At 68.6% G+C, this 16,446-nt stretch carries 29 protein-coding genes; 28 read left to right on the top strand and 1 reads right to left on the bottom strand.

Going from position 1 to position 16,446, the window contains the following annotated elements; all coding sequences use genetic code 11:
* Positions 1 to 4: 4 nt before the first annotated feature.
* Genes rplC through rpsQ form a run of 10 tightly spaced genes read left to right on the top strand, consistent with a single transcriptional unit; the run spans position 5 to position 5,358 of the window.
* Positions 5 to 685, top strand: coding sequence for a 50S ribosomal protein L3 (rplC, locus tag CXH06_RS03455; RefSeq protein ID WP_114853834.1), 681 nt, complete (start codon positions 5 to 7; stop codon positions 683 to 685).
* A 5-nt stretch (positions 686 to 690) separates the two neighbouring features.
* Entirely contained in the window at positions 691 to 1,617 is a 927-nt protein-coding gene (gene rplD, locus CXH06_RS03460) for a 50S ribosomal protein L4 (RefSeq protein ID WP_114853745.1), read from the top strand.
* Positions 1,614 to 1,916 (top strand): 50S ribosomal protein L23, encoded by a 303-nt coding sequence (rplW, locus tag CXH06_RS03465; protein WP_114853746.1) that lies wholly within the window; start codon positions 1,614 to 1,616, stop codon positions 1,914 to 1,916. Before rplD ends, rplW begins: the two co-directional genes overlap by 4 nt.
* Positions 1,917 to 1,962: 46 nt before the next feature.
* Positions 1,963 to 2,799 (top strand): 50S ribosomal protein L2, encoded by an 837-nt coding sequence (rplB, locus tag CXH06_RS03470; RefSeq protein WP_114853747.1) that lies wholly within the window; start codon positions 1,963 to 1,965, stop codon positions 2,797 to 2,799.
* A gap of 18 nt (positions 2,800 to 2,817) precedes the next feature.
* Entirely contained in the window at positions 2,818 to 3,099 is a 282-nt protein-coding gene (rpsS, locus tag CXH06_RS03475) for a 30S ribosomal protein S19 (protein WP_114853748.1), read from the top strand.
* Positions 3,100 to 3,152: 53 nt separating this feature from the next.
* Complete coding sequence (gene rplV / locus CXH06_RS03480; protein ID WP_114853749.1) at positions 3,153 to 3,506, top strand: 50S ribosomal protein L22; 354 nt, start codon at positions 3,153 to 3,155, stop codon at positions 3,504 to 3,506.
* A 10-nt stretch (positions 3,507 to 3,516) separates the two neighbouring features.
* Positions 3,517 to 4,362: a 30S ribosomal protein S3 gene (gene rpsC, locus CXH06_RS03485; RefSeq protein WP_114853750.1), complete on the top strand. Its 846-nt coding sequence runs from the start codon at positions 3,517 to 3,519 to the stop codon at positions 4,360 to 4,362.
* A gap of 5 nt (positions 4,363 to 4,367) precedes the next feature.
* Complete coding sequence (rplP, locus tag CXH06_RS03490) at positions 4,368 to 4,787, top strand: 50S ribosomal protein L16 (protein WP_114853751.1); 420 nt, start codon at positions 4,368 to 4,370, stop codon at positions 4,785 to 4,787.
* Positions 4,787 to 5,020 carry a 50S ribosomal protein L29 gene (gene rpmC / locus CXH06_RS03495; RefSeq protein WP_114853752.1) on the top strand — a complete coding sequence of 78 codons (234 nt, stop codon included), beginning with the start codon at positions 4,787 to 4,789 and terminating at the stop codon, positions 5,018 to 5,020. The genes rplP and rpmC overlap by 1 nt, the downstream gene beginning before the upstream one ends.
* 20 nt (positions 5,021 to 5,040) lie before the next feature.
* Complete coding sequence (gene rpsQ / locus CXH06_RS03500) at positions 5,041 to 5,358, top strand: 30S ribosomal protein S17 (protein ID WP_114853753.1); 318 nt, start codon at positions 5,041 to 5,043, stop codon at positions 5,356 to 5,358.
* Between the two features lie 103 nt (positions 5,359 to 5,461).
* On the opposite strand, the gene CXH06_RS03505 is transcribed toward rpsQ, so the two are convergent.
* Positions 5,462 to 5,875 carry a hypothetical protein gene (locus CXH06_RS03505; RefSeq protein ID WP_114853754.1) on the bottom strand — a complete coding sequence of 138 codons (414 nt, stop codon included), beginning with the start codon at positions 5,873 to 5,875 and terminating at the stop codon, positions 5,462 to 5,464.
* Between the two features lie 433 nt (positions 5,876 to 6,308).
* Between CXH06_RS03505 and rplN the strand changes: the two genes are divergently transcribed.
* From rplN to CXH06_RS03595, 18 genes are all read left to right on the top strand, one after another.
* The gene (gene rplN / locus CXH06_RS03510; RefSeq protein WP_109274686.1) at positions 6,309 to 6,677 is read left to right on the top strand and encodes a 50S ribosomal protein L14; all 369 of its coding nucleotides are present in this window, start codon (positions 6,309 to 6,311) and stop codon (positions 6,675 to 6,677) included.
* A gap of 1 nt (position 6,678) precedes the next feature.
* Entirely contained in the window at positions 6,679 to 7,065 is a 387-nt protein-coding gene (gene rplX / locus CXH06_RS03515) for a 50S ribosomal protein L24 (RefSeq protein ID WP_114853755.1), read from the top strand.
* Positions 7,065 to 7,640, top strand: a complete 576-nt coding sequence (gene rplE, locus CXH06_RS03520; protein ID WP_114853756.1) for a 50S ribosomal protein L5 — start codon at positions 7,065 to 7,067, stop codon at positions 7,638 to 7,640. The genes rplX and rplE overlap by 1 nt, the downstream gene beginning before the upstream one ends.
* 1 nt (position 7,641) lies before the next feature.
* Positions 7,642 to 7,827, top strand: a complete 186-nt coding sequence (locus CXH06_RS03525; RefSeq protein ID WP_010550318.1) for a type Z 30S ribosomal protein S14 — start codon at positions 7,642 to 7,644, stop codon at positions 7,825 to 7,827.
* A 72-nt stretch (positions 7,828 to 7,899) separates the two neighbouring features.
* Entirely contained in the window at positions 7,900 to 8,298 is a 399-nt protein-coding gene (gene rpsH / locus CXH06_RS03530) for a 30S ribosomal protein S8 (protein ID WP_114853757.1), read from the top strand.
* Between the two features lie 19 nt (positions 8,299 to 8,317).
* Entirely contained in the window at positions 8,318 to 8,860 is a 543-nt protein-coding gene (rplF, locus tag CXH06_RS03535; protein WP_114853758.1) for a 50S ribosomal protein L6, read from the top strand.
* 2 nt (positions 8,861 to 8,862) lie between these two features.
* Positions 8,863 to 9,249 (top strand): 50S ribosomal protein L18, encoded by a 387-nt coding sequence (gene rplR / locus CXH06_RS03540; RefSeq protein ID WP_114853835.1) that lies wholly within the window; start codon positions 8,863 to 8,865, stop codon positions 9,247 to 9,249.
* A gap of 37 nt (positions 9,250 to 9,286) precedes the next feature.
* Positions 9,287 to 9,976 carry a 30S ribosomal protein S5 gene (gene rpsE, locus CXH06_RS03545; RefSeq protein ID WP_114853759.1) on the top strand — a complete coding sequence of 230 codons (690 nt, stop codon included), beginning with the start codon at positions 9,287 to 9,289 and terminating at the stop codon, positions 9,974 to 9,976.
* Positions 9,973 to 10,155, top strand: a complete 183-nt coding sequence (gene rpmD / locus CXH06_RS03550; protein WP_157975593.1) for a 50S ribosomal protein L30 — start codon at positions 9,973 to 9,975, stop codon at positions 10,153 to 10,155. The genes rpsE and rpmD overlap by 4 nt, the downstream gene beginning before the upstream one ends.
* A gap of 1 nt (position 10,156) precedes the next feature.
* Positions 10,157 to 10,615 carry a 50S ribosomal protein L15 gene (rplO, locus tag CXH06_RS03555; protein WP_114853761.1) on the top strand — a complete coding sequence of 153 codons (459 nt, stop codon included), beginning with the start codon at positions 10,157 to 10,159 and terminating at the stop codon, positions 10,613 to 10,615.
* A 154-nt stretch (positions 10,616 to 10,769) separates the two neighbouring features.
* Positions 10,770 to 12,074: a preprotein translocase subunit SecY gene (secY, locus tag CXH06_RS03560; RefSeq protein ID WP_114853762.1), complete on the top strand. Its 1,305-nt coding sequence runs from the start codon at positions 10,770 to 10,772 to the stop codon at positions 12,072 to 12,074.
* Complete coding sequence (locus tag CXH06_RS03565; protein WP_114853763.1) at positions 12,071 to 12,691, top strand: adenylate kinase; 621 nt, start codon at positions 12,071 to 12,073, stop codon at positions 12,689 to 12,691. The genes secY and CXH06_RS03565 overlap by 4 nt, the downstream gene beginning before the upstream one ends.
* Positions 12,688 to 13,536, top strand: coding sequence for a type I methionyl aminopeptidase (gene map, locus CXH06_RS03570; RefSeq protein ID WP_114853764.1), 849 nt, complete (start codon positions 12,688 to 12,690; stop codon positions 13,534 to 13,536). The genes CXH06_RS03565 and map overlap by 4 nt, the downstream gene beginning before the upstream one ends.
* A gap of 282 nt (positions 13,537 to 13,818) precedes the next feature.
* On the top strand, positions 13,819 to 14,040 hold the full coding sequence (gene infA, locus CXH06_RS03575) for a translation initiation factor IF-1 (RefSeq protein ID WP_010532507.1): 222 nt from the start codon (positions 13,819 to 13,821) through the stop codon (positions 14,038 to 14,040).
* Between the two features lie 22 nt (positions 14,041 to 14,062).
* On the top strand, positions 14,063 to 14,176 hold the full coding sequence (gene rpmJ / locus CXH06_RS03580) for a 50S ribosomal protein L36 (protein ID WP_114853765.1): 114 nt from the start codon (positions 14,063 to 14,065) through the stop codon (positions 14,174 to 14,176).
* A 215-nt stretch (positions 14,177 to 14,391) separates the two neighbouring features.
* Positions 14,392 to 14,766: a 30S ribosomal protein S13 gene (gene rpsM / locus CXH06_RS03585; RefSeq protein ID WP_114853766.1), complete on the top strand. Its 375-nt coding sequence runs from the start codon at positions 14,392 to 14,394 to the stop codon at positions 14,764 to 14,766.
* Between the two features lie 112 nt (positions 14,767 to 14,878).
* Positions 14,879 to 15,283: a 30S ribosomal protein S11 gene (rpsK, locus tag CXH06_RS03590; protein ID WP_114853767.1), complete on the top strand. Its 405-nt coding sequence runs from the start codon at positions 14,879 to 14,881 to the stop codon at positions 15,281 to 15,283.
* Between the two features lie 155 nt (positions 15,284 to 15,438).
* A complete protein-coding gene (locus CXH06_RS03595) occupies positions 15,439 to 16,434 on the top strand; it encodes a DNA-directed RNA polymerase subunit alpha (protein ID WP_114853768.1) in 996 nt (331 codons plus the stop codon).
* Positions 16,435 to 16,446: the final 12 nt, after the last annotated feature.

Genomic DNA, 16,446 nt, shown 5'->3' on the forward strand with positions numbered 1-16,446 from the left:
GAAGATGAGCAACGAACTGACTGGGCAGAAGGCCCGTCCGGTGTCCGGCGTGCTCGGCACCAAGCTCGGCATGACCCAGGTCTGGGACGAGAACGGAAAGCTCGTGCCCGTGACCGTCGTGCAGACCGGTGCGAACGTCGTCACCCAGGTCCGCTCCGTCGAGACCGACGGCTACGACGCCGTGCAGATCGCCTACGGCCAGATCGACCCCCGCAAGGTGTCGGCTCCGCTCAAGGGCCACTTCGAGAAGGCTGGCGTGACCCCGCGCCGTCACCTCGTCGAGCTGCGCACGATCAACGCCTCCGAGTTCTCGCTCGGCCAGGAGATCGACGCGTCGATCTTCGAGGCCGGCCAGAAGGTCGACGTCGTCGGCACCTCCAAGGGCAAGGGCACCGCGGGCGTCATGAAGCGCCACGGGTTCGCCGGTGTCGGCGCCAGCCACGGCGCGCATCGCAACCACCGCAAGCCCGGTTCCATCGGCGGCGCCTCCACCCCCGGTCGCGTGTTCAAGGGTCAGCGCATGGCTGGCCGCATGGGCAGCGACCGCACCAGTGTCCAGAACCTGACCGTTCACGCGGTCGACGTCGAGAAGGGCCTCGTGCTCGTCAAGGGTGCCGTCCCCGGCCCCAAGGGCGGCCTCGTGCTCGTCCGCTCGGCTGTCAAGAGCCCCGCGAAGGAGGCCTGAGCCCGATGGCAGCGAACCTGACTGTCGACGTGCTCGATCCGGCCGGTAAGAAGTCCGGCACCGTCGAGCTGCCCGCGTCGATCTTCGACGTGCAGACCAACGTGCCCCTGATCCATCAGGTGGTCGTCGCCCAGCAGGCGGCCTCCCGTCAGGGCACCCACAAGGCCAAGACCCGCGCCGAGGTGCGTGGCGGCGGCAAGAAGCCCTGGAAGCAGAAGGGCACCGGTCGTGCCCGTCAGGGCTCCCTGCGCGCCCCGCAGTTCACCGGCGGCGGCACCGTCCACGGCCCCGTCCCGCGGGACTACAGCCAGCGCACCCCGAAGAAGATGAAGGCCGCCGCCCTGCGCGGTGCCCTCTCGGATCGGGCCCGCAACGGCCGCGTCCACGTGATCTCCTCGCTCCTCGAGGGCGACGCCGTCTCCACCAAGGCGGCGCGCACCACCCTGTCGCACCTCTCCGACCGCCGTCACCTGCTGGTGGTCGTGCGTCGTGACGACGACCGCGGCGCGCTGAGCACCCGCAACCTGCCCACCGCCCACGTCCTGTACGCGGACCAGGTGAACACCTACGACGTCATGCTCTCCGACGACGTCGTGTTCACCGCCGGTGCGCTCGAGGACTTCGTGGCCCAGGCGACCCTCACCCTGCCCACCTCGACCTTCGCCGCGGCGAAGGCCGGTGCCGCTCCCGCCGCCCCGGTGGCGGAGGGCCCCTTCGGCGAGGGATCGGCGGCCGCGCTGGCCGACGGCTCCGCTCCCGAGGGCTACACCATCAAGGGCAACAAGGGCTCGAAGAAGTTCCACACCCCGGACTCCCCGTGGTACGGCCGCACCAAGGCCGAGGTCTGGTTCGCGACCGCTGAGGCCGCGCAGGCCGCCGGCTTCGTGAACGCGGTCAAGGAGTCCACCCCGGCCGAGGAGGAGTCGAAGTGACCTCGCTGAACAAGGATCCGCGCGACGTCCTGCTGGCCCCGGTCGTCTCCGAGAAGAGCTACGGGCTGATGGACGAGGGCAAGTACACCTTCCTGGTGGCTGCCGACGCCAACAAGACCGAGATCAAGATCGCCGTCGAGAAGATCTTCGACGTCACGGTCTCCTCGGTGAACACGATCAACCGTCAGGGCAAGTCGCGCCGCACGCGCTTCGGGACCGGCAAGCGCAAGGACACCAAGCGCGCCATCGTCACCCTGACGGACGGAGCCATCGACATCTTCGGAGGGTCGGTCGCCTGAGGCGACCGATGTCCGAGGAGCCGAAGAGAGTCTGAGGGAAACCCACATGGCAATTCGTAAGAGCAAGCCGACCACCCCCGGTCGTCGCGGCTCGAGTGGCGCCGACTTCGTCGAGGTCACCCGGTCCACGCCGGAGAAGTCGCTGGTGCGCCCGCTGAGCAAGTCCGGCGGCCGCAACAGCAACGGTCGTATCACCTCCCGTCACCGGGGCGGCGGCCACAAGCGGGCCTACCGCGTGATCGACTTCCGCCGTCACGACAAGGACGGCGTCAAGGCGAAGGTCGCTCACATCGAGTACGACCCGAACCGCACCGCGCGCATCGCGCTGCTGCACTACCTGGACGGCGAGAAGCGCTACATCCTCGCGCCGGCCAAGCTGCGTCAGGGCGACTGGATCGAGAACGGGGCCGGCGCGGACATCAAGCCCGGCAACAACCTGCCCCTGCGCAACATCCCGCTGGGCACCGTGATCCACGCCATCGAGCTGCGTCCCGGCGGCGGCGCGAAGATCGCCCGCAGCGCCGGCGCCTCCGTGCAGCTGGTCGCCAAGGAAGGGCCGTACGCGCAGCTGCGCATGCCGTCCGGCGAGATCCGCAACGTCGATGCGCGCTGCCGCGCGACCATCGGCGAGGTGGGCAACGCCGAGCAGTCCAACATCAACTGGGGCAAGGCCGGCCGCATGCGCTGGAAGGGCAAGCGCCCCCACGTGCGCGGTGTCGTCATGAACCCCATCGACCACCCGCACGGCGGCGGCGAGGGCCGCACCTCCGGTGGTCGTCATCCGGTGTCGCCCTGGGGTCAGCCCGAGGGCCGTACCCGTCGACCGGGCAAGGACAGCGACAAGCTGATCGTGCGCCGTCGTCGGACCGGCAAGAAGCGCTGATAGGGAGTAGCAGAGACAATGCCTCGCAGTATCGCCAAGGGCCCGTTCGTGGACGATCACCTTCAGAAGAAGGTGGACGTCCAGAACGAGAAGGGCACCAAGAACCTCATCAAGACCTGGTCGCGTCGTTCGGTCATCACGCCGGACTTCCTGGGCCACACCTTCGCAGTGCACGACGGCCGCAAGCACGTCACGGTGTTCGTCACCGAGTCGATGGTCGGTCACAAGCTCGGCGAGTTCGCTCCCACGCGGACTTTCAAGGGCCACGAGAAGGACGACAAGAAGGGCCGTCGCCGCTGACCTCCGGTCAGCGCGGCAGCACGTCCCGACATCCAGAAGAAAGCAGGACAGCAATGGAAGCCAAGGCGCAGGTGCGGTACCTCCGCATGTCGCCCATGAAGGCTCGCCGCGTTGTGGACCTGATTCGTGGCAAGAGCACGGCCGAGGCCCTGGACACCCTGCGGTTCGCCCCGCAGGCCGCCAGCGAGCCCGTCCTCAAGCTCGTCGAGTCCGCGATCGCCAACGCGCGGGTGAAGGCAGACCAGACGGGGGAGCGCTTCGATGAGCGCGAGCTCGTGGTCTCCGCCGCCTATGTCGACGAGGGTCCGACCATGAAGCGGTTCCAGCCGCGAGCACAGGGTCGAGCCTTCCAGATCAAGAAGCGCACCAGCCACGTCACCGTGGTGGTCGCTCCCGTGAACAAGTAAGGAGTCCCGAATGGGCCAGAAGGTCAATCCGAACGGGTTCCGCCTCGGGATCACCACGGAGCACAGCAGCCGGTGGTTCGCCGACTCCTCCAAGGAGGGTCAGCGTTATCGCGACTACGTGAAGGAAGACGTCGCGATCCGCAAGCTCATGTCCGCGGGCCTCGAGCGCGCCGGCATCTCCAAGGTCGAGATCGAGCGCACCCGTGATCGTGTCCGCGTCGACCTCCACACCGCCCGCCCGGGCATCGTCATCGGGCGTCGTGGTGCTGAGGCCGAGCGTCTGCGCGGCGAGCTGGAGAAGCTCACCGGCAAGCAGATCCAGCTGAACATCCTCGAGGTGAAGAACCCCGAGGCCGATGCACAGCTGGTCGCCCAGGGCATCGCCGAGCAGCTCGCCGCCCGCGTCTCCTTCCGTCGTGCGATGCGCAAGGGCATGCAGTCCGCGCAGCGCGCCGGCGCGAAGGGCATCCGAGTGGCCGTCTCCGGCCGTCTCGGCGGCGCCGAGATGAGCCGCAACGAGTTCTACCGCGAGGGGCGCGTGCCGCTGCACACCCTCCGCGCGAACATCGACTACGGCTTCTACGAGGCCCGCACCGCCTTCGGCCGCATCGGCGTGAAGGTGTGGATCTACAAGGGCGACGTCACCGCCAAGGAGCTCGCGGCCCAGCAGGCCGCCTCGCAGGGTCCCCGCTCCGGCGGACGCGGCCCGCGTGCCGAGCGTCCGCGCGGCCGTCGTAACGAGCGCAACGCCACCGCGCGTCGTGGGGACAACGCCGAGCAGTCCAGCGCTGCTCCGGCCGCGGCTCCCGCCGAGCAGGCAGCCGCTCCCGCACAGCAGTCCGGAACGGAGGCCTGAGCGACATGCTGATCCCTCGCAGGACCAAGCACCGCAAGCAGCACCACCCGACGCGCAGCGGCATGGCCAAGGGCGGGACCGACCTGGCGTTCGGCGACTACGGCATCCAGGCGCTCGCGCCGGCCTACGTCACCAACCGTCAGATCGAGTCGGCGCGTATCGCCATGACCCGTTACATGAAGCGCGGCGGCAAGGTGTTCATCAACATCTACCCCGATCGTCCGCTCACCAAGAAGCCCGCCGAGGTCCGCATGGGCTCCGGCAAGGGCTCCGTCGAGTGGTGGATCGCCAACATCAAGCCGGGACGGGTCATGTTCGAGATCGCCGGCGTCGAGGAGGAGGTGGCTCGCGAGGCACTGCGCCTGGCGATGCACAAGCTCCCCATGAAGTGCCGCATCCTGAGCCGAGAGAGTGGTGACATCTGATGGCAGCGACCAAGCTCACCGCCGATGAACTCGACAAGCTGGACGACGTCAAGCTGGCCGAGGAGCTGGCGAAGGCGAAGGACGAGCTGTTCAAGCTTCGATTCCAGTCCGCCACCGGTCAGCTCGAGAGCTCCGGCCGTCTGCGGTCCGTCAAGAAGGACATCGCACGGATCTACACGATCCTGCGCGAGCGCGAGCTGGGCATCCGTCAGGCGCCCGGCTCCGCCGAGTGACCGCGAAGCGAGGAACAGAGATGACTGAGAACACCCAGGCCGAGACCTCGGCCGCCGCGAAGGAGGGCGCGCACGCGTCCTCCCACGAGCGCCCGTACCGGAAGACCGTCCGGGGCTACGTGGTCTCCGACAAGATGGACAAGACGGTCGTCGTCCAGGTCGAGGAGCGCGTCAAGCACGCGCGCTACGGCAAGGTCACGACCAAGCACAGCAAGTTCAAGGCCCACGACGAGGAGAACACCGCCGGCATCGGCGACCAGGTCCTCCTCATGGAGACCCGCCCGACCTCCGCGACCAAGCGGTGGCGTCTGGTGGAGATCATCGAGCGCGCCAAGTGATCCCGCCGCGGTCCGCGTGACCGCGAGCGGCATCTGAGAAGGGCCGGTCCTCCCCACGGGGGGCCGGCCCTTCCGTCGTCCCCGGCCGATGGGGGAGCGGGCCTCAGCGCGTCAGGTGCACCAGGAGCGCGCCGGCGAAGGCATCCTCGGCGTGCGGGGCGCGGATCTCCCGGCGCTCGTGGGCACCGGGGGCGTCCGCGAGGGTGACCACGTAGGTGCCGTCGGTCTCCCGATGCAGCGCGCGGAAGGCTCCGCCGAGCGCGGAGCGCAGCTGGTCCTCCCGCGGCAGCCAGATCGTCTCGTCCTGCTCCACGGAGTCCAGCGCCCACTCGGTGGTGCCGTTGAAGCGCAGCACGGGCCGGCCCACCCGGCTGAGCCCGCGCTCGACGACCATGGAGGAGAGCATGAACGCCTCGTGGCGCAGCTCCTCGGTGTCGATGGTGAACAGGTCCCCCTCGGCCGGCTCCCAGCGGAGGCCGGCGTCCTGGAGCCGTCGGGCGACGTCGATGTCGATCATGGGGGCGAGTCTAGGGGGCCCGGCCCCGGCGGGACGAGGGGACGCCGCCGGCGCGCGAGAGCAAGCACACACCGCCCGTCGCGGTGCCACCCCGTGACATCCCCGCCCCGGGCGCGTAGTCTTGAGCGGTTGCCGGATGGCCGCGCGCGAGCACCTTCGTGGTGCAGGTGCGGACATCCGCGGCAGGATCCGGTACCACCAGATCCGTCCTCACCGGAGACCTCGTACGAGACAGCGAACGTTCCGCGTTCTCCACGCTAGTGCCTGAGTCCGGTCGAGGGTTTTTTGGTGCCCGGCGCCCGTCGTCGGCGACACCCGATGTCGCCTCGGCGACCAGCGGTGATGCCGGGCAAGGTCCACATTCCGTTCCGCAAGGCTCGGCCGGCTCGCTCCCGCGGGCGGGAAGAGAACCGGTGAGACGATAGGAGAACGAGTGATTCAGCAGGAGTCGCGACTGAAGGTCGCCGACAACACGGGTGCCAAGGAGATTCTCTGCATCCGTGTTCTCGGTGGCTCCGGTCGCCGTTACGCCAGCATCGGCGACACCATCGTGGCAACCGTCAAGGACGCCATCCCCGGTGGCAACGTCAAGAAGGGCGACGTCGTCAAGGCCGTCGTCGTCCGCACGTCCAAGGAGCGTCGTCGTGCCGACGGCTCCTACATCCGCTTCGACGAGAACGCAGCGGTGATCCTCAAGACCGACGGCGAGCCGCGCGGCACGCGCATCTTCGGCCCCGTCGGGCGGGAACTGCGCGACAAGCGCTTCATGAAGATCATCTCGCTGGCACCGGAGGTGCTGTGATATGGCAAAGATGAAGATCAAGAAGGGCGACCTCGTCCAGGTGATCACCGGTCGCACCAGCGACTCGGACACCGCCGCCAAGCGCGGCCTCGAGGCCGGCGACAAGGGCAAGCAGGGTCGTGTGCTGCAGGTGTTCCCCGACACCGAGCGCGTGCTCGTCGAGGGCATCAACCGCCGCACCCACCACGTCAAGCCCGACCAGGCCGGCGGTGCGGGCGGCATCGAGCAGCGGGAGGCCCCCCTCCACGTCTCGAACGTCGCCCTGGTCGACCCGGAGGACAACAGGCCGACCAAGGTCGGCTACCGCGTCGAGACCGTCGAGCTCGAGAACGGCCGCACCAAGCAGGTCCGCGTCCGCTTCGCCAAGCGCTCCGGGAAGGACATCTGATGTCAGAGATCAACACTGTGACCGCAGCCCCGGTCCCGCGTCTGAAGGCCACCTACAACGAGACCATCAAGGCGCAGCTGACCGAGCAGTTCGGCTACGAGAACGTCATGCTGGTCCCGGGTCTGACCAAGATCGTCGTGAACATGGGCGTCGGCGACGCCGCTCGCGACTCGAAGGTCATCGACGGCGCGATCAAGGACCTCGCGGCCATCACCGGTCAGAAGCCCCAGGTCACCAAGGCTCGCAAGTCCATCGCGCAGTTCAAGCTGCGTGAGGGCATGCCGATCGGTGCCCACGTCACCCTGCGGAATGCGCGCATGTGGGAGTTCCTGGACCGTCTGCTGTCCACCGCGCTGCCGCGCATCCGCGACTTCCGCGGGCTGTCGCCGAAGCACTTCGACGGCAACGGCAACTACACCTTCGGTCTCACGGAGCAGGTCATGTTCCACGAGATCGACCAGGACAAGATCGACCGCGTCCGCGGTATGGACATCACGGTCGTGACCACCGCGAAGACCGACGACGAGGGACGCGCGCTGCTCAAGCTGCTCGGCTTCCCCTTCAAGGAGAACTGATATGGCCAAGACAGCCCTGATCAAGAAGTCGGAGCGCAAGCCCAAGTTCGCGGTGCGCGCCTACACCCGGTGCCAGCGCTGCGGCCGACCGCATTCGGTCTACCGCAAGTTCGGTCTCTGCCGAGTCTGCCTTCGCGAGATGGCTCACCGCGGAGAGCTCCCCGGCGTCACCAAGAGCAGCTGGTAAGGACTACCGCCAGAGGTCCCGCGTCGCACTCATCGCGACCGCGGGAAACCAGGTGAGGAAGAAGCAACAGACATGACCATGACCGACCCGATCGCGGACATGCTCACGCGGATCCGTAACGCCTCCGGGGCGTACCACGAGACCGCGTCCATGCCGTACTCGAAGTTGAAGGCCCGCATCGCGGACATCCTGAAGGCAGAGGGCTACATCCTCGGCTGGCGCGAGGAAGAGGCCGAGGTGGGCTCCGTGCTCGTCCTCGAGCTCAAGTACTCCGACAGCCGTGAGCGTGCCATCTCCGGGATCCGCCGCATCTCGAAGCCCGGCCTGCGTGTATACGCGAAGTCCACCAATCTGCCCAAGGTCCTCGGCGGCCTGGGCGTGGCGATCCTGTCCACGTCCTCCGGCCTGCTGACCGACCGGCAGGCTGCCAACAAGGGTGTGGGTGGGGAAGTCCTCGCCTACATCTGGTGAGCGGGAGAGGAGAACAACTATGTCCCGCATCGGAATCCGACCGGTCCCCGTGCCGTCGTCCGTCTCCAACGTCACCATCGATGGCAGCACCATCACGGTGACCGGCCCCAAGGGTGAGCTCTCGCACGAGGTGCCGGCGCCCCTGAGCATCGAGCGCGCGGAGGATGGCTCCCTCGTCATCGTCCGCCCCGACGACGAGCAGAACAGCCGTGCCCTGCACGGTCTGACCCGCACGCTCGTCAACAACATCGTCCTCGGCGTCACCGAGGGCTACGAGAAGAAGCTGGAGATCGTGGGCACGGGCTACCGTGTGACCGCGAAGGGCACCGACCTCGAGTTCGCGCTCGGCTTCTCCCACCCCGTCACGGTGAAGGCCCCCGAGGGCATCACCCTGAGCGTCGAGTCCCCGAGCAAGTTCTCGGTCAGCGGCATCGACAAGCAGCGGGTGGGCCAGGTCGCCGCGAAGATCCGTGGGATCCGTCCCCCCGAGCCCTACAAGGGCAAGGGTGTTCGGTACGCCGACGAGGCCGTGCTCCGCAAGGCCGGAAAGGCTGGTAAGTGACCATGGGGTACGCACTCAAGCACACCAAGGGCAAGCCCGGGAGCCGTCTGCGCACGCGCGGCCGCCGTCACCTGCGCGTCCGTCGTCGTGTCATCGGCACCGCCCAGCGTCCGCGCCTGGTGGTCACCCGCTCGACCCGCCACGTCTTCGTGCAGGTCGTCGACGACGCCCTGGGCAAGACCATCGCGTCGGCCTCGACCATGGAGTCGGATCTGCGCTCGACCTCGGCCCCCAAGACGGACAAGGCGCGCACCGTCGGTGCTCTGGTCGCCGAGCGCGCCAAGGCCGCCGGGATCGACGCCGTCGTGTTCGACCGCGGCGGCAACAAGTACCACGGCCGTGTGGCCGCCGTCGCCGACGGCGCCCGCGAGGCCGGCCTGGCGCTGTGATCGCCCCCCGGACACAGGACGAGAAGAGGATCTGAATATGGCTGCACAGCAGCGGAACAACGGTCCCGCGGCCTCCGGCCGGCGGGACGACAACTCCACCACCAACAGCAATGATCGCGGTGGTCGCCAGGGCGGCGACCGCGGCGGTCGACAGGGTGGTCGCGGCCGCGGACAGGATGCCGAGAAGTCGGCGTTCCTCGAGCGCGTCGTGAGCATCAACCGCGTCTCCAAGGTCGTCAAGGGCGGCCGTCGCTTCTCCTTCACCGCCCTCGTGGTGGTCGGTGACGGCGACGGCACGGTCGGCGTCGGCTACGGCAAGGCGAAGGAGGTCCCCTCGGCGATCTCCAAGGGTGTCGAGGAGGCGAAGAAGAACTTCTTCCGCGTCCCGCGCATCCAGGGCACCGTCGTGCACCAGGTCCAGGGCGAGGATGCGGCGGGCGTCGTCCTGCTGCGCCCCGCGGCCCCGGGCACCGGTGTGATCGCCGGCGGCCCGGTCCGCGCCGTGCTGGAGTGCGCCGGAGTGCACGACGTGCTCTCCAAGTCGCTCGGCTCGAGCAACGCGATCAACATCGTGCGGGCCACCGTCGACGCCCTCAAGCAGCTCGAGGAGCCGGAGGCCGTGGCCGCACGTCGTGGCCTCGCGGTCGAGGACGTCGCCCCGGCGGCGCTCCTGCGGGCCCAGGCCGAGGGCCGCGCCGCGGCCCGTGCGGAGAAGGTGGGTGCCTGATGCAGATCAAGGTGACCCAGGTCCGTTCCGACATCGGCGGCACCAAGAGCCAGCGAGCCACCCTGCGCGGCCTCGGCCTCAAGCGCATCGGTGACACGGTGGTGAAGGACGATCGCCCGGAGATCCGCGGCATGATCCGCACCGTCACCCACCTGGTGACGTTCGAAGAGGTGGACTGACATGACTGATTCCAACCAGAGCCCTCTGAAGCTCCACGACCTGCGCCCCGCGCCCGGTTCCAAGACCGCGCGCACCCGCGTCGGCCGTGGTGAGGCCTCCAAGGGCAAGACCGCCGGTCGCGGCACCAAGGGCACGAAGGCCCGTTATCAGGTGCCGGCCGGCTTCGAGGGCGGCCAGGTCCCGCTCCACATGCGGCTCCCCAAGCTGCGCGGGTTCAAGAACCCGTTCCGCGTCGAGTTCCAGGTCGTGAATCTCGCGACCCTGCAGGAGCTCTTCCCCGAGGGTGGCACCGTCACCGTCGAGGACCTCGTCGCCAAGGGTGCCGTGCGCAAGAACCAGCCCGTGAAGGTGCTGGGGACCGGCGATGTCAGCGTCAAGCTCGACATCACCGCGCAGAAGTTCTCCGCCTCGGCGGAGCAGAAGATCGCGGCGGCTGGCGGGTCCGTCACTACCGCGTGAGTCTCTTTTGACGGGGCACCGCGGCGCAGAATAATCTGTGCCGCGGTGCCCCGTCGTCTTATCAGGGCCGGTCCGATCGTCGCGCCGCCGGCGCGGCACCGGGATGGACCGTGACAGCCTTGGTCCTGTCCCCGGACCTCCAGGAGGGAACCACGTGAACTCGTTCGTGCGCGCGCTGCGCACCCCCGAGCTGAGAGCGAAGATCCTCTTCACGCTCGGCCTGATCGCGATCTACCGCCTCGGTGTCTTCGTCCCCACCCCCGGGTTCGACGCCACCAACGTGATGCGGTGCGCGGACCAGGCCGCCGCCGGACAGGGCGCCAACGCGCTGGGCATGGTCAGCATGTTCTCCGGCGGCGCGCTGCTGCAGCTCTCCGTCTTCTCCCTCGGCGTGATGCCCTACATCACCGCCTCGATCATCGTGCAGCTGCTGCGCGTGGTGATCCCGCGCTTCGAGGCCCTCCACAAGGAGGGCGCCTCCGGCACGGCCAAGCTCACGCAGTACACCCGGTACCTCACCATCGGTCTGGGCGTCCTGCAGTCGACCACCATCATCACGCTGGTGCGCTCGGGCAACTTCTTCGTCGGCTGTCAGCTGGAGCTGTTCACCGACGAGTCGATCCCGACCCTGCTGATCATGGTGCTGACCATGACGGTCGGCACCGTGCTGATCATGTTCATGGGCGAGATGATCACCGAGCGCGGCATCGGGAACGGCATGTCCCTGATGATCTTCACGTCGATCGCCTCCTCCTTCCCGGCCTCCATGGGCCAGGTCTGGCAGCTCCAGGGCTGGCTCGTCTTCCTGCTGGTCATCCTCATGGCGCTGGTCGTCATGATCGGCATGGTTTTCGTCGAGCAGTCCCAGCGCCGGGTCCCGGTGCAGTACGCCAAGCGCATGGTGGGCCGACGCATGTACGGCGGCACCTCCACCTACATCCCGATCAAGGTCAACCAGGCCGGCGTGATCCCCGTGATCTTCGCGGCCTCGATCCTCGCCCTGCCGCAGATGGCCGCCTCCTTCGGCGACCCCGAGGCCGGCTGGGTGCAGTGGATCAACGAGAACCTGGTCATGGGCATCTCGTTCTCCTGGATCTACGCCGTCGTGTACGTCGGCCTGATCACCTTCTTCGCGTTCTTCTACGTGTCGATCACGTTCAACGCCGAGGAGATCGCGGACAACATGAAGAAGTACGGGGGCTTCATCCCCAACGTCCGCGCCGGCAAGCCGACCGAGCGGTACCTGCGCTACGTGATCAACCGGATCCAGTCCGCCGGCGCGGTCTACCTCGCCATCATCTGCCTGATCCCGCTGGTCGCCCTCGTCTACCTCGGCACCTCGCAGGACTTCCCGCTGGGCGGTGTCTCCCTGCTGATCATCATCGGCGTGGGCCTCGACACCGTGAAGCAGATCGACGCGAAGCTCCAGCAGCATCACTACGAAGGGATTCTCCGGTGACCACCCCCTCCACCGACGCCACCTCGCCCCAGGCCGAGGCCCCTGCCGCGCGCCGCCTGCTCATCGTGGGCCCGCCCGGGGCCGGCAAGGGCACCCAGGCCGCCCGCATCGCGGAGGAGCTCTCCATCCCGGCGATCTCCACGGGCGACATCTTCCGCGCCAACGTCTCCGGGCAGACGGAGCTGGGCCTGCTCGCGAAGTCCTACATGGACAAGGGCGAGTACGTGCCGGACTCCGTCACCAACGACATGGTGCGCTCCCGCCTCGCGGAGGACGACGCGCAGGACGGCTTCCTGCTGGACGGCTACCCCCGCACCCTCGACCAGGTCGAGGCCCTCGACGGCATGCTCACCGAGCTCGGCAGCGCGCTGGACTGCGTCCTGCTGCTCGTGGTCGACGCCGAGGAGGTCGTCCAGCGGCTCGTGGCGCGGGGCGCCGAGTCCGGCCGCAGCGACGACACCGAGGAGACGATCCGCCGCCGTCTCGAGGTCTACGCGGACCAGACCGCTCCGCTGATCGACGTCTACGACCGTCGAGGCCTGGTGCGCCGCGTCAACGGGATGGCCTCGATCGACGAGGTCACCCAGTCCCTGCGCGAGGCCCTCGCGACGCGATGAGCATCCTGCCGGAGAAGGTGGAGCTCAAGACTCCCGAGCAGATCCTGGTGATGCGCCGCAGCGGAGCGCTGCTGCATCGCGTGCACGAGATGCTCGCGGAGGCCATCCGCCCCGGCATCACGACCAACGAGCTCGACGATCTCGCCCACGCGATGATCCGCGACGAGGGCGCCGTCCCGAACTTCCTCGGCTACCACGGCTACCCGGCGACGCTGTGCATCAGCGTCAACGAGGTCGTGGTGCACGGCATCCCCGACGACCGCCGGCTCGAGGAGGGGGACATCGTCTCCATCGACGGCGGCCTGATCATCGACGGCTGGCATTCCGACGCCGCCCGCACCCACATCGTGGGCGAGCCCCGCTCCGTGGCGGACCGGGAGCTGGTGCGGATCACCGAGGACGCGCTGTGGGCGGGCATCACCGCGCTCGCGACGGCCGATCGGGTGGGGGAGGTCGGCGCCGCGATCGAGGACTTCGTCGCCGACGCGGCCGGGGACTCCCTGTCGCACCTGGAGGGTTTCGGGGGCCACGGCATCGGCAGCGCCATGCACCAGGCGCCCGACGTCATGAACTACCGCACGCGCTCGCGGGGACCGCGCGTCCGCCCGGGCATGTGCCTGGCGATCGAGCCGATGCTGATCCAGGGTCCGGGCAACTGGGTGCTCGAGCCCGACGACTGGACCGTGCGCGCGAGCGCCGGCGGCCGGGCGGCGCACGCCGAGCACTCGGTGGCGGTCACGGCCGAGGGGCTGCTGGTGCTGACGGCGGGAGACGGCGGAGCGGCCGAGCTGGCGCGCCGCGGCGTGGTCGCCGCGCGGGATCCGCTCGCGTCCGCGGGGGAGTGACCGGGGTCATCACCCCGGCCCCTCGCTGTTTCCGCAGCTCCCGTGTAGGCTGATTCATCGGGTGTGCTCCGCCGCGTCGGTCGTTCCGCGCGCTGTCGTGCAGTCCCGTCGCGCCGACTGGTCGACCGGCTTCCGCCGTGTCGTACCGCGAGGCCGGCCTGTGCTGCGGCGCCACCCTCGTTGACCACCGTACCGTCACCCGACGGTCGGTGAGCATGGTCCGACAATGCGGAACGCGGAACTCGACCCCCGGGGACACCGGAGGCGAGAGATTGGGGAGGCATGGCGAAGAAGGACGGCGTGATCGAGGTCGAGGGTACGGTCACGGAGGCGCTCGCTAACGCGCGCTTCCGCGTGGAGCTCGACAACGGGCACAAGGTGCTCGCGCACATCTCCGGGAAGATGCGCCAGCACTACATCCGCATCCTTCCCGAGGACCGAGTGGTCGTCGAGCTGAGCCCCTACGACCTCGACCGGGGCCGCATCGTCTACCGCTACAAGTGATCGTCCCGGGAGAAGGAAAGCTATGAAGGTCAAGCCGAGCGTCAAGCCGATCTGCGACAACTGCAGGGTGATCCGTCGCCATTCGCGCGTCATGGTCATCTGCTCGAACCCCCGTCACAAGCAGCGCCAGGGCTGAGCGGAGCACTCCGCCGGCCCCGGTCCTGCCGTGGCACGCCGCCCCGTGCGGCACCCCGCCCCTGAAGGGCACGCCCGCATCGCGGGCACACACAAGAGAAGAGTCGACACCACCGGCGCGAGCCGGCCACCCGCAGAACGGAGGCTGCGGCGCCCAGGGAACAGACCCGGGCGAGGTGTCGGATCAGGCCTCCGAGACAGTAGGAGAATCTGCACATGGCACGTCTGGTGGGAGTCGACCTTCCGCGCGAGAAGCGCCTCGAGGTCGCCCTGACGTACATCTTCGGCGTGGGACGCACCCGCGCCCTGGAGACCCTGGCCGCAACCGGCGTCTCCGGCGACAAGCGCGTGCGCGAGGTGAGCGACGAGGAGCTCGTCCAGCTCCGCGATCACATCGAGGCGCACTACATGGTCGAGGGTGACCTGCGCCGCGAGGTGGCCGCCGACATCCGCCGCAAGGTGGAGATCGGCAGCTACCAGGGCCTGCGCCATCGCCGCGGCCTGCCCGTGCGCGGTCAGCGCACGAAGACCAACGCGCGCACCCGCAAGGGCCCCAAGCGCACGGTCGCCGGCAAGAAGAAGGCTCGCTGATCAGCGCTCGCCGCTGAATCGGCCGCCCGGTTCCCTCCCGAGGGGACCCGCAGTCACTTCGCGCCGCTGAGGGATCCGGCGCACCCCGAAACCACCAGAGGAGTTCTGCCGCATGGCAACCAAGACCCGTCAGGCCGCTGCGCGCAAGCCGCGCCGCAAGGACAAGAAGAACATCGTCAACGGCCAGGCCCACATCAAGAGCACGTTCAACAACACCATCGTGTCCATCACGGACCCGACCGGCGCCGTCATCTCCTGGGCCTCGGCCGGACAGGTCGGCTTCAAGGGCTCGCGCAAGTCGACCCCGTACGCCGCGCAGATGGCCGCCGAGTCCGCCGCGCGTCAGGCGCAGGACCACGGGATGAAGAAGGTCGACGTCTTCGTCAAGGGTCCGGGCTCCGGCCGCGAGACGGCGATCCGCTCGCTCACCGCGACCGGCCTCGAGGTCGGCTCGATCCAGGACGTCACCCCGCAGCCGCACAACGGCACCCGCCCGGCCAAGCGCCGCCGCGTCTGACCCGTCGGCCGGGGCGACGGCCCCGCCCGTCCGCCCCGGCCGTCCCGTGCCGGGCGGGCGGCCGCCGCGCCCGGCACCCTGGACACCATCCACCTTCTAGGCCCATCGCCCCCTTCTGAGCGTCATATGGCGGACGCTCGCGGAAAGGATCACCAGTGCTCATTGCACAGCGCCCCACGCTGACCGAAGAGGTCGTGTCGGACAACCGCTCCAGGTTCGTCATCGAGCCGCTCGAGCCGGGCTTCGGCTACACCCTCGGCAACTCCCTGCGCCGCACCCTGCTGTCCTCCATCCCCGGCGCCGCAGTCACCTCGATCCGCATCGACGGCGTGCTGCACGAGTTCAGCACCGTCCCCGGGGTCAAGGAGGACATCACCGAGGTCATCCTCAACATCAAGAACCTCGTCGTCTCCTCGGAGAACGACGAGCCGGTCGTGATGTACCTGCGCCGCGAGGACTCCGGCCGCGTCACCGCCGCGGACATCACCCCGCCGGCCGGTGTGGAGATCCACAACCCCGACCTGCACATCGCGACCCTCAACGAGAAGGGCCGTCTGGAGATCGAGCTGATCGTCGAGCGCGGTCGCGGCTACGTCTCCGCCGCGCAGAACAAGGGGATCGACGGCGAGATCGGCCGGGTCCCGGTCGACTCGATCTACTCGCCTGTGCTGAAGGTGACCTACAAGGTCGAGGCGACGCGTGTCGAGCAGCGCACCGACTTCGACAAGCTGATCGTCGACGTCGAGACCAAGCCGGCCATCACCCCGCGCGATGCGGTGGCCTCGGCCGGCAAGACCCTGGTCGAGCTGTTCGGCCTGGCGCACGAGCTGAACCAGGAGGCGGAGGGCATCGAGATCGGCCCCTCGCCCACGGACCAGGCGCTGGCCGCCGATCTGGCGCTGCCGATCAACGACCTCAATCTCACGGTGCGGTCGTACAACTGCCTGATGCGCGAGGGTGTCCACACCGTCGGCGAGCTGACCGCCCGCTCCGAGGCCGATCTGCTCGACATCCGCAACTTCGGCCAGAAGTCCATCGACGAGGTCAAGGCGAAGCTCGCCGATCTCGGTCTGTCGCTGAAGGACTCCCCGGCCGGCTTCGACCCGTCGGCCATCGAGACCTACTCCGACGACTTCGGCGACCAGTACTGACCTTCCTCTTTT

The organism is Brachybacterium sp. YJGR34, assembly GCF_003347015.1.
Taxonomy (GTDB): Bacteria; Actinomycetota; Actinomycetes; order Actinomycetales; family Dermabacteraceae; genus Brachybacterium.

What these genes read in the sequence shown, in the direction of transcription:
- CXH06_RS03505 (WP_114853754.1), bottom strand. Translation starts at nt 5,875, where the DNA reads ATGATCGACATCGACGTCGCCCGACGGCTCCAGGACGCCGGCCTCCGC.
- CXH06_RS03525 (WP_010550318.1), top strand. Translation starts at nt 7,642, where the DNA reads ATGGCCAAGACAGCCCTGATCAAGAAGTCGGAGCGCAAGCCCAAGTTC.
- rplP (WP_114853751.1), top strand. Translation starts at nt 4,368, where the DNA reads ATGCTGATCCCTCGCAGGACCAAGCACCGCAAGCAGCACCACCCGACG.
- infA (WP_010532507.1), top strand. Translation starts at nt 13,819, where the DNA reads ATGGCGAAGAAGGACGGCGTGATCGAGGTCGAGGGTACGGTCACGGAG.
- rplB (WP_114853747.1), top strand. Translation starts at nt 1,963, where the DNA reads ATGGCAATTCGTAAGAGCAAGCCGACCACCCCCGGTCGTCGCGGCTCG.
- rplX (WP_114853755.1), top strand. Translation starts at nt 6,679, where the DNA reads ATGGCAAAGATGAAGATCAAGAAGGGCGACCTCGTCCAGGTGATCACC.
- rplC (WP_114853834.1), top strand. Translation starts at nt 5, where the DNA reads ATGAGCAACGAACTGACTGGGCAGAAGGCCCGTCCGGTGTCCGGCGTG.
- rpsS (WP_114853748.1), top strand. Translation starts at nt 2,818, where the DNA reads ATGCCTCGCAGTATCGCCAAGGGCCCGTTCGTGGACGATCACCTTCAG.
- rpsK (WP_114853767.1), top strand. Translation starts at nt 14,879, where the DNA reads ATGGCAACCAAGACCCGTCAGGCCGCTGCGCGCAAGCCGCGCCGCAAG.
- rplV (WP_114853749.1), top strand. Translation starts at nt 3,153, where the DNA reads ATGGAAGCCAAGGCGCAGGTGCGGTACCTCCGCATGTCGCCCATGAAG.
- rplE (WP_114853756.1), top strand. Translation starts at nt 7,065, where the DNA reads ATGTCAGAGATCAACACTGTGACCGCAGCCCCGGTCCCGCGTCTGAAG.
- rpsC (WP_114853750.1), top strand. Translation starts at nt 3,517, where the DNA reads ATGGGCCAGAAGGTCAATCCGAACGGGTTCCGCCTCGGGATCACCACG.
- rplO (WP_114853761.1), top strand. Translation starts at nt 10,157, where the DNA reads ATGACTGATTCCAACCAGAGCCCTCTGAAGCTCCACGACCTGCGCCCC.
- rpsM (WP_114853766.1), top strand. Translation starts at nt 14,392, where the DNA reads ATGGCACGTCTGGTGGGAGTCGACCTTCCGCGCGAGAAGCGCCTCGAG.
- rplR (WP_114853835.1), top strand. Translation starts at nt 8,863, where the DNA reads ATGGGGTACGCACTCAAGCACACCAAGGGCAAGCCCGGGAGCCGTCTG.
- rpsQ (WP_114853753.1), top strand. Translation starts at nt 5,041, where the DNA reads ATGACTGAGAACACCCAGGCCGAGACCTCGGCCGCCGCGAAGGAGGGC.
- rpmC (WP_114853752.1), top strand. Translation starts at nt 4,787, where the DNA reads ATGGCAGCGACCAAGCTCACCGCCGATGAACTCGACAAGCTGGACGAC.
- rpsH (WP_114853757.1), top strand. Translation starts at nt 7,900, where the DNA reads ATGACCATGACCGACCCGATCGCGGACATGCTCACGCGGATCCGTAAC.
- map (WP_114853764.1), top strand. Translation starts at nt 12,688, where the DNA reads ATGAGCATCCTGCCGGAGAAGGTGGAGCTCAAGACTCCCGAGCAGATC.
- rpmJ (WP_114853765.1), top strand. Translation starts at nt 14,063, where the DNA reads ATGAAGGTCAAGCCGAGCGTCAAGCCGATCTGCGACAACTGCAGGGTG.
- rplF (WP_114853758.1), top strand. Translation starts at nt 8,318, where the DNA reads ATGTCCCGCATCGGAATCCGACCGGTCCCCGTGCCGTCGTCCGTCTCC.
- rplD (WP_114853745.1), top strand. Translation starts at nt 691, where the DNA reads ATGGCAGCGAACCTGACTGTCGACGTGCTCGATCCGGCCGGTAAGAAG.
- rpsE (WP_114853759.1), top strand. Translation starts at nt 9,287, where the DNA reads ATGGCTGCACAGCAGCGGAACAACGGTCCCGCGGCCTCCGGCCGGCGG.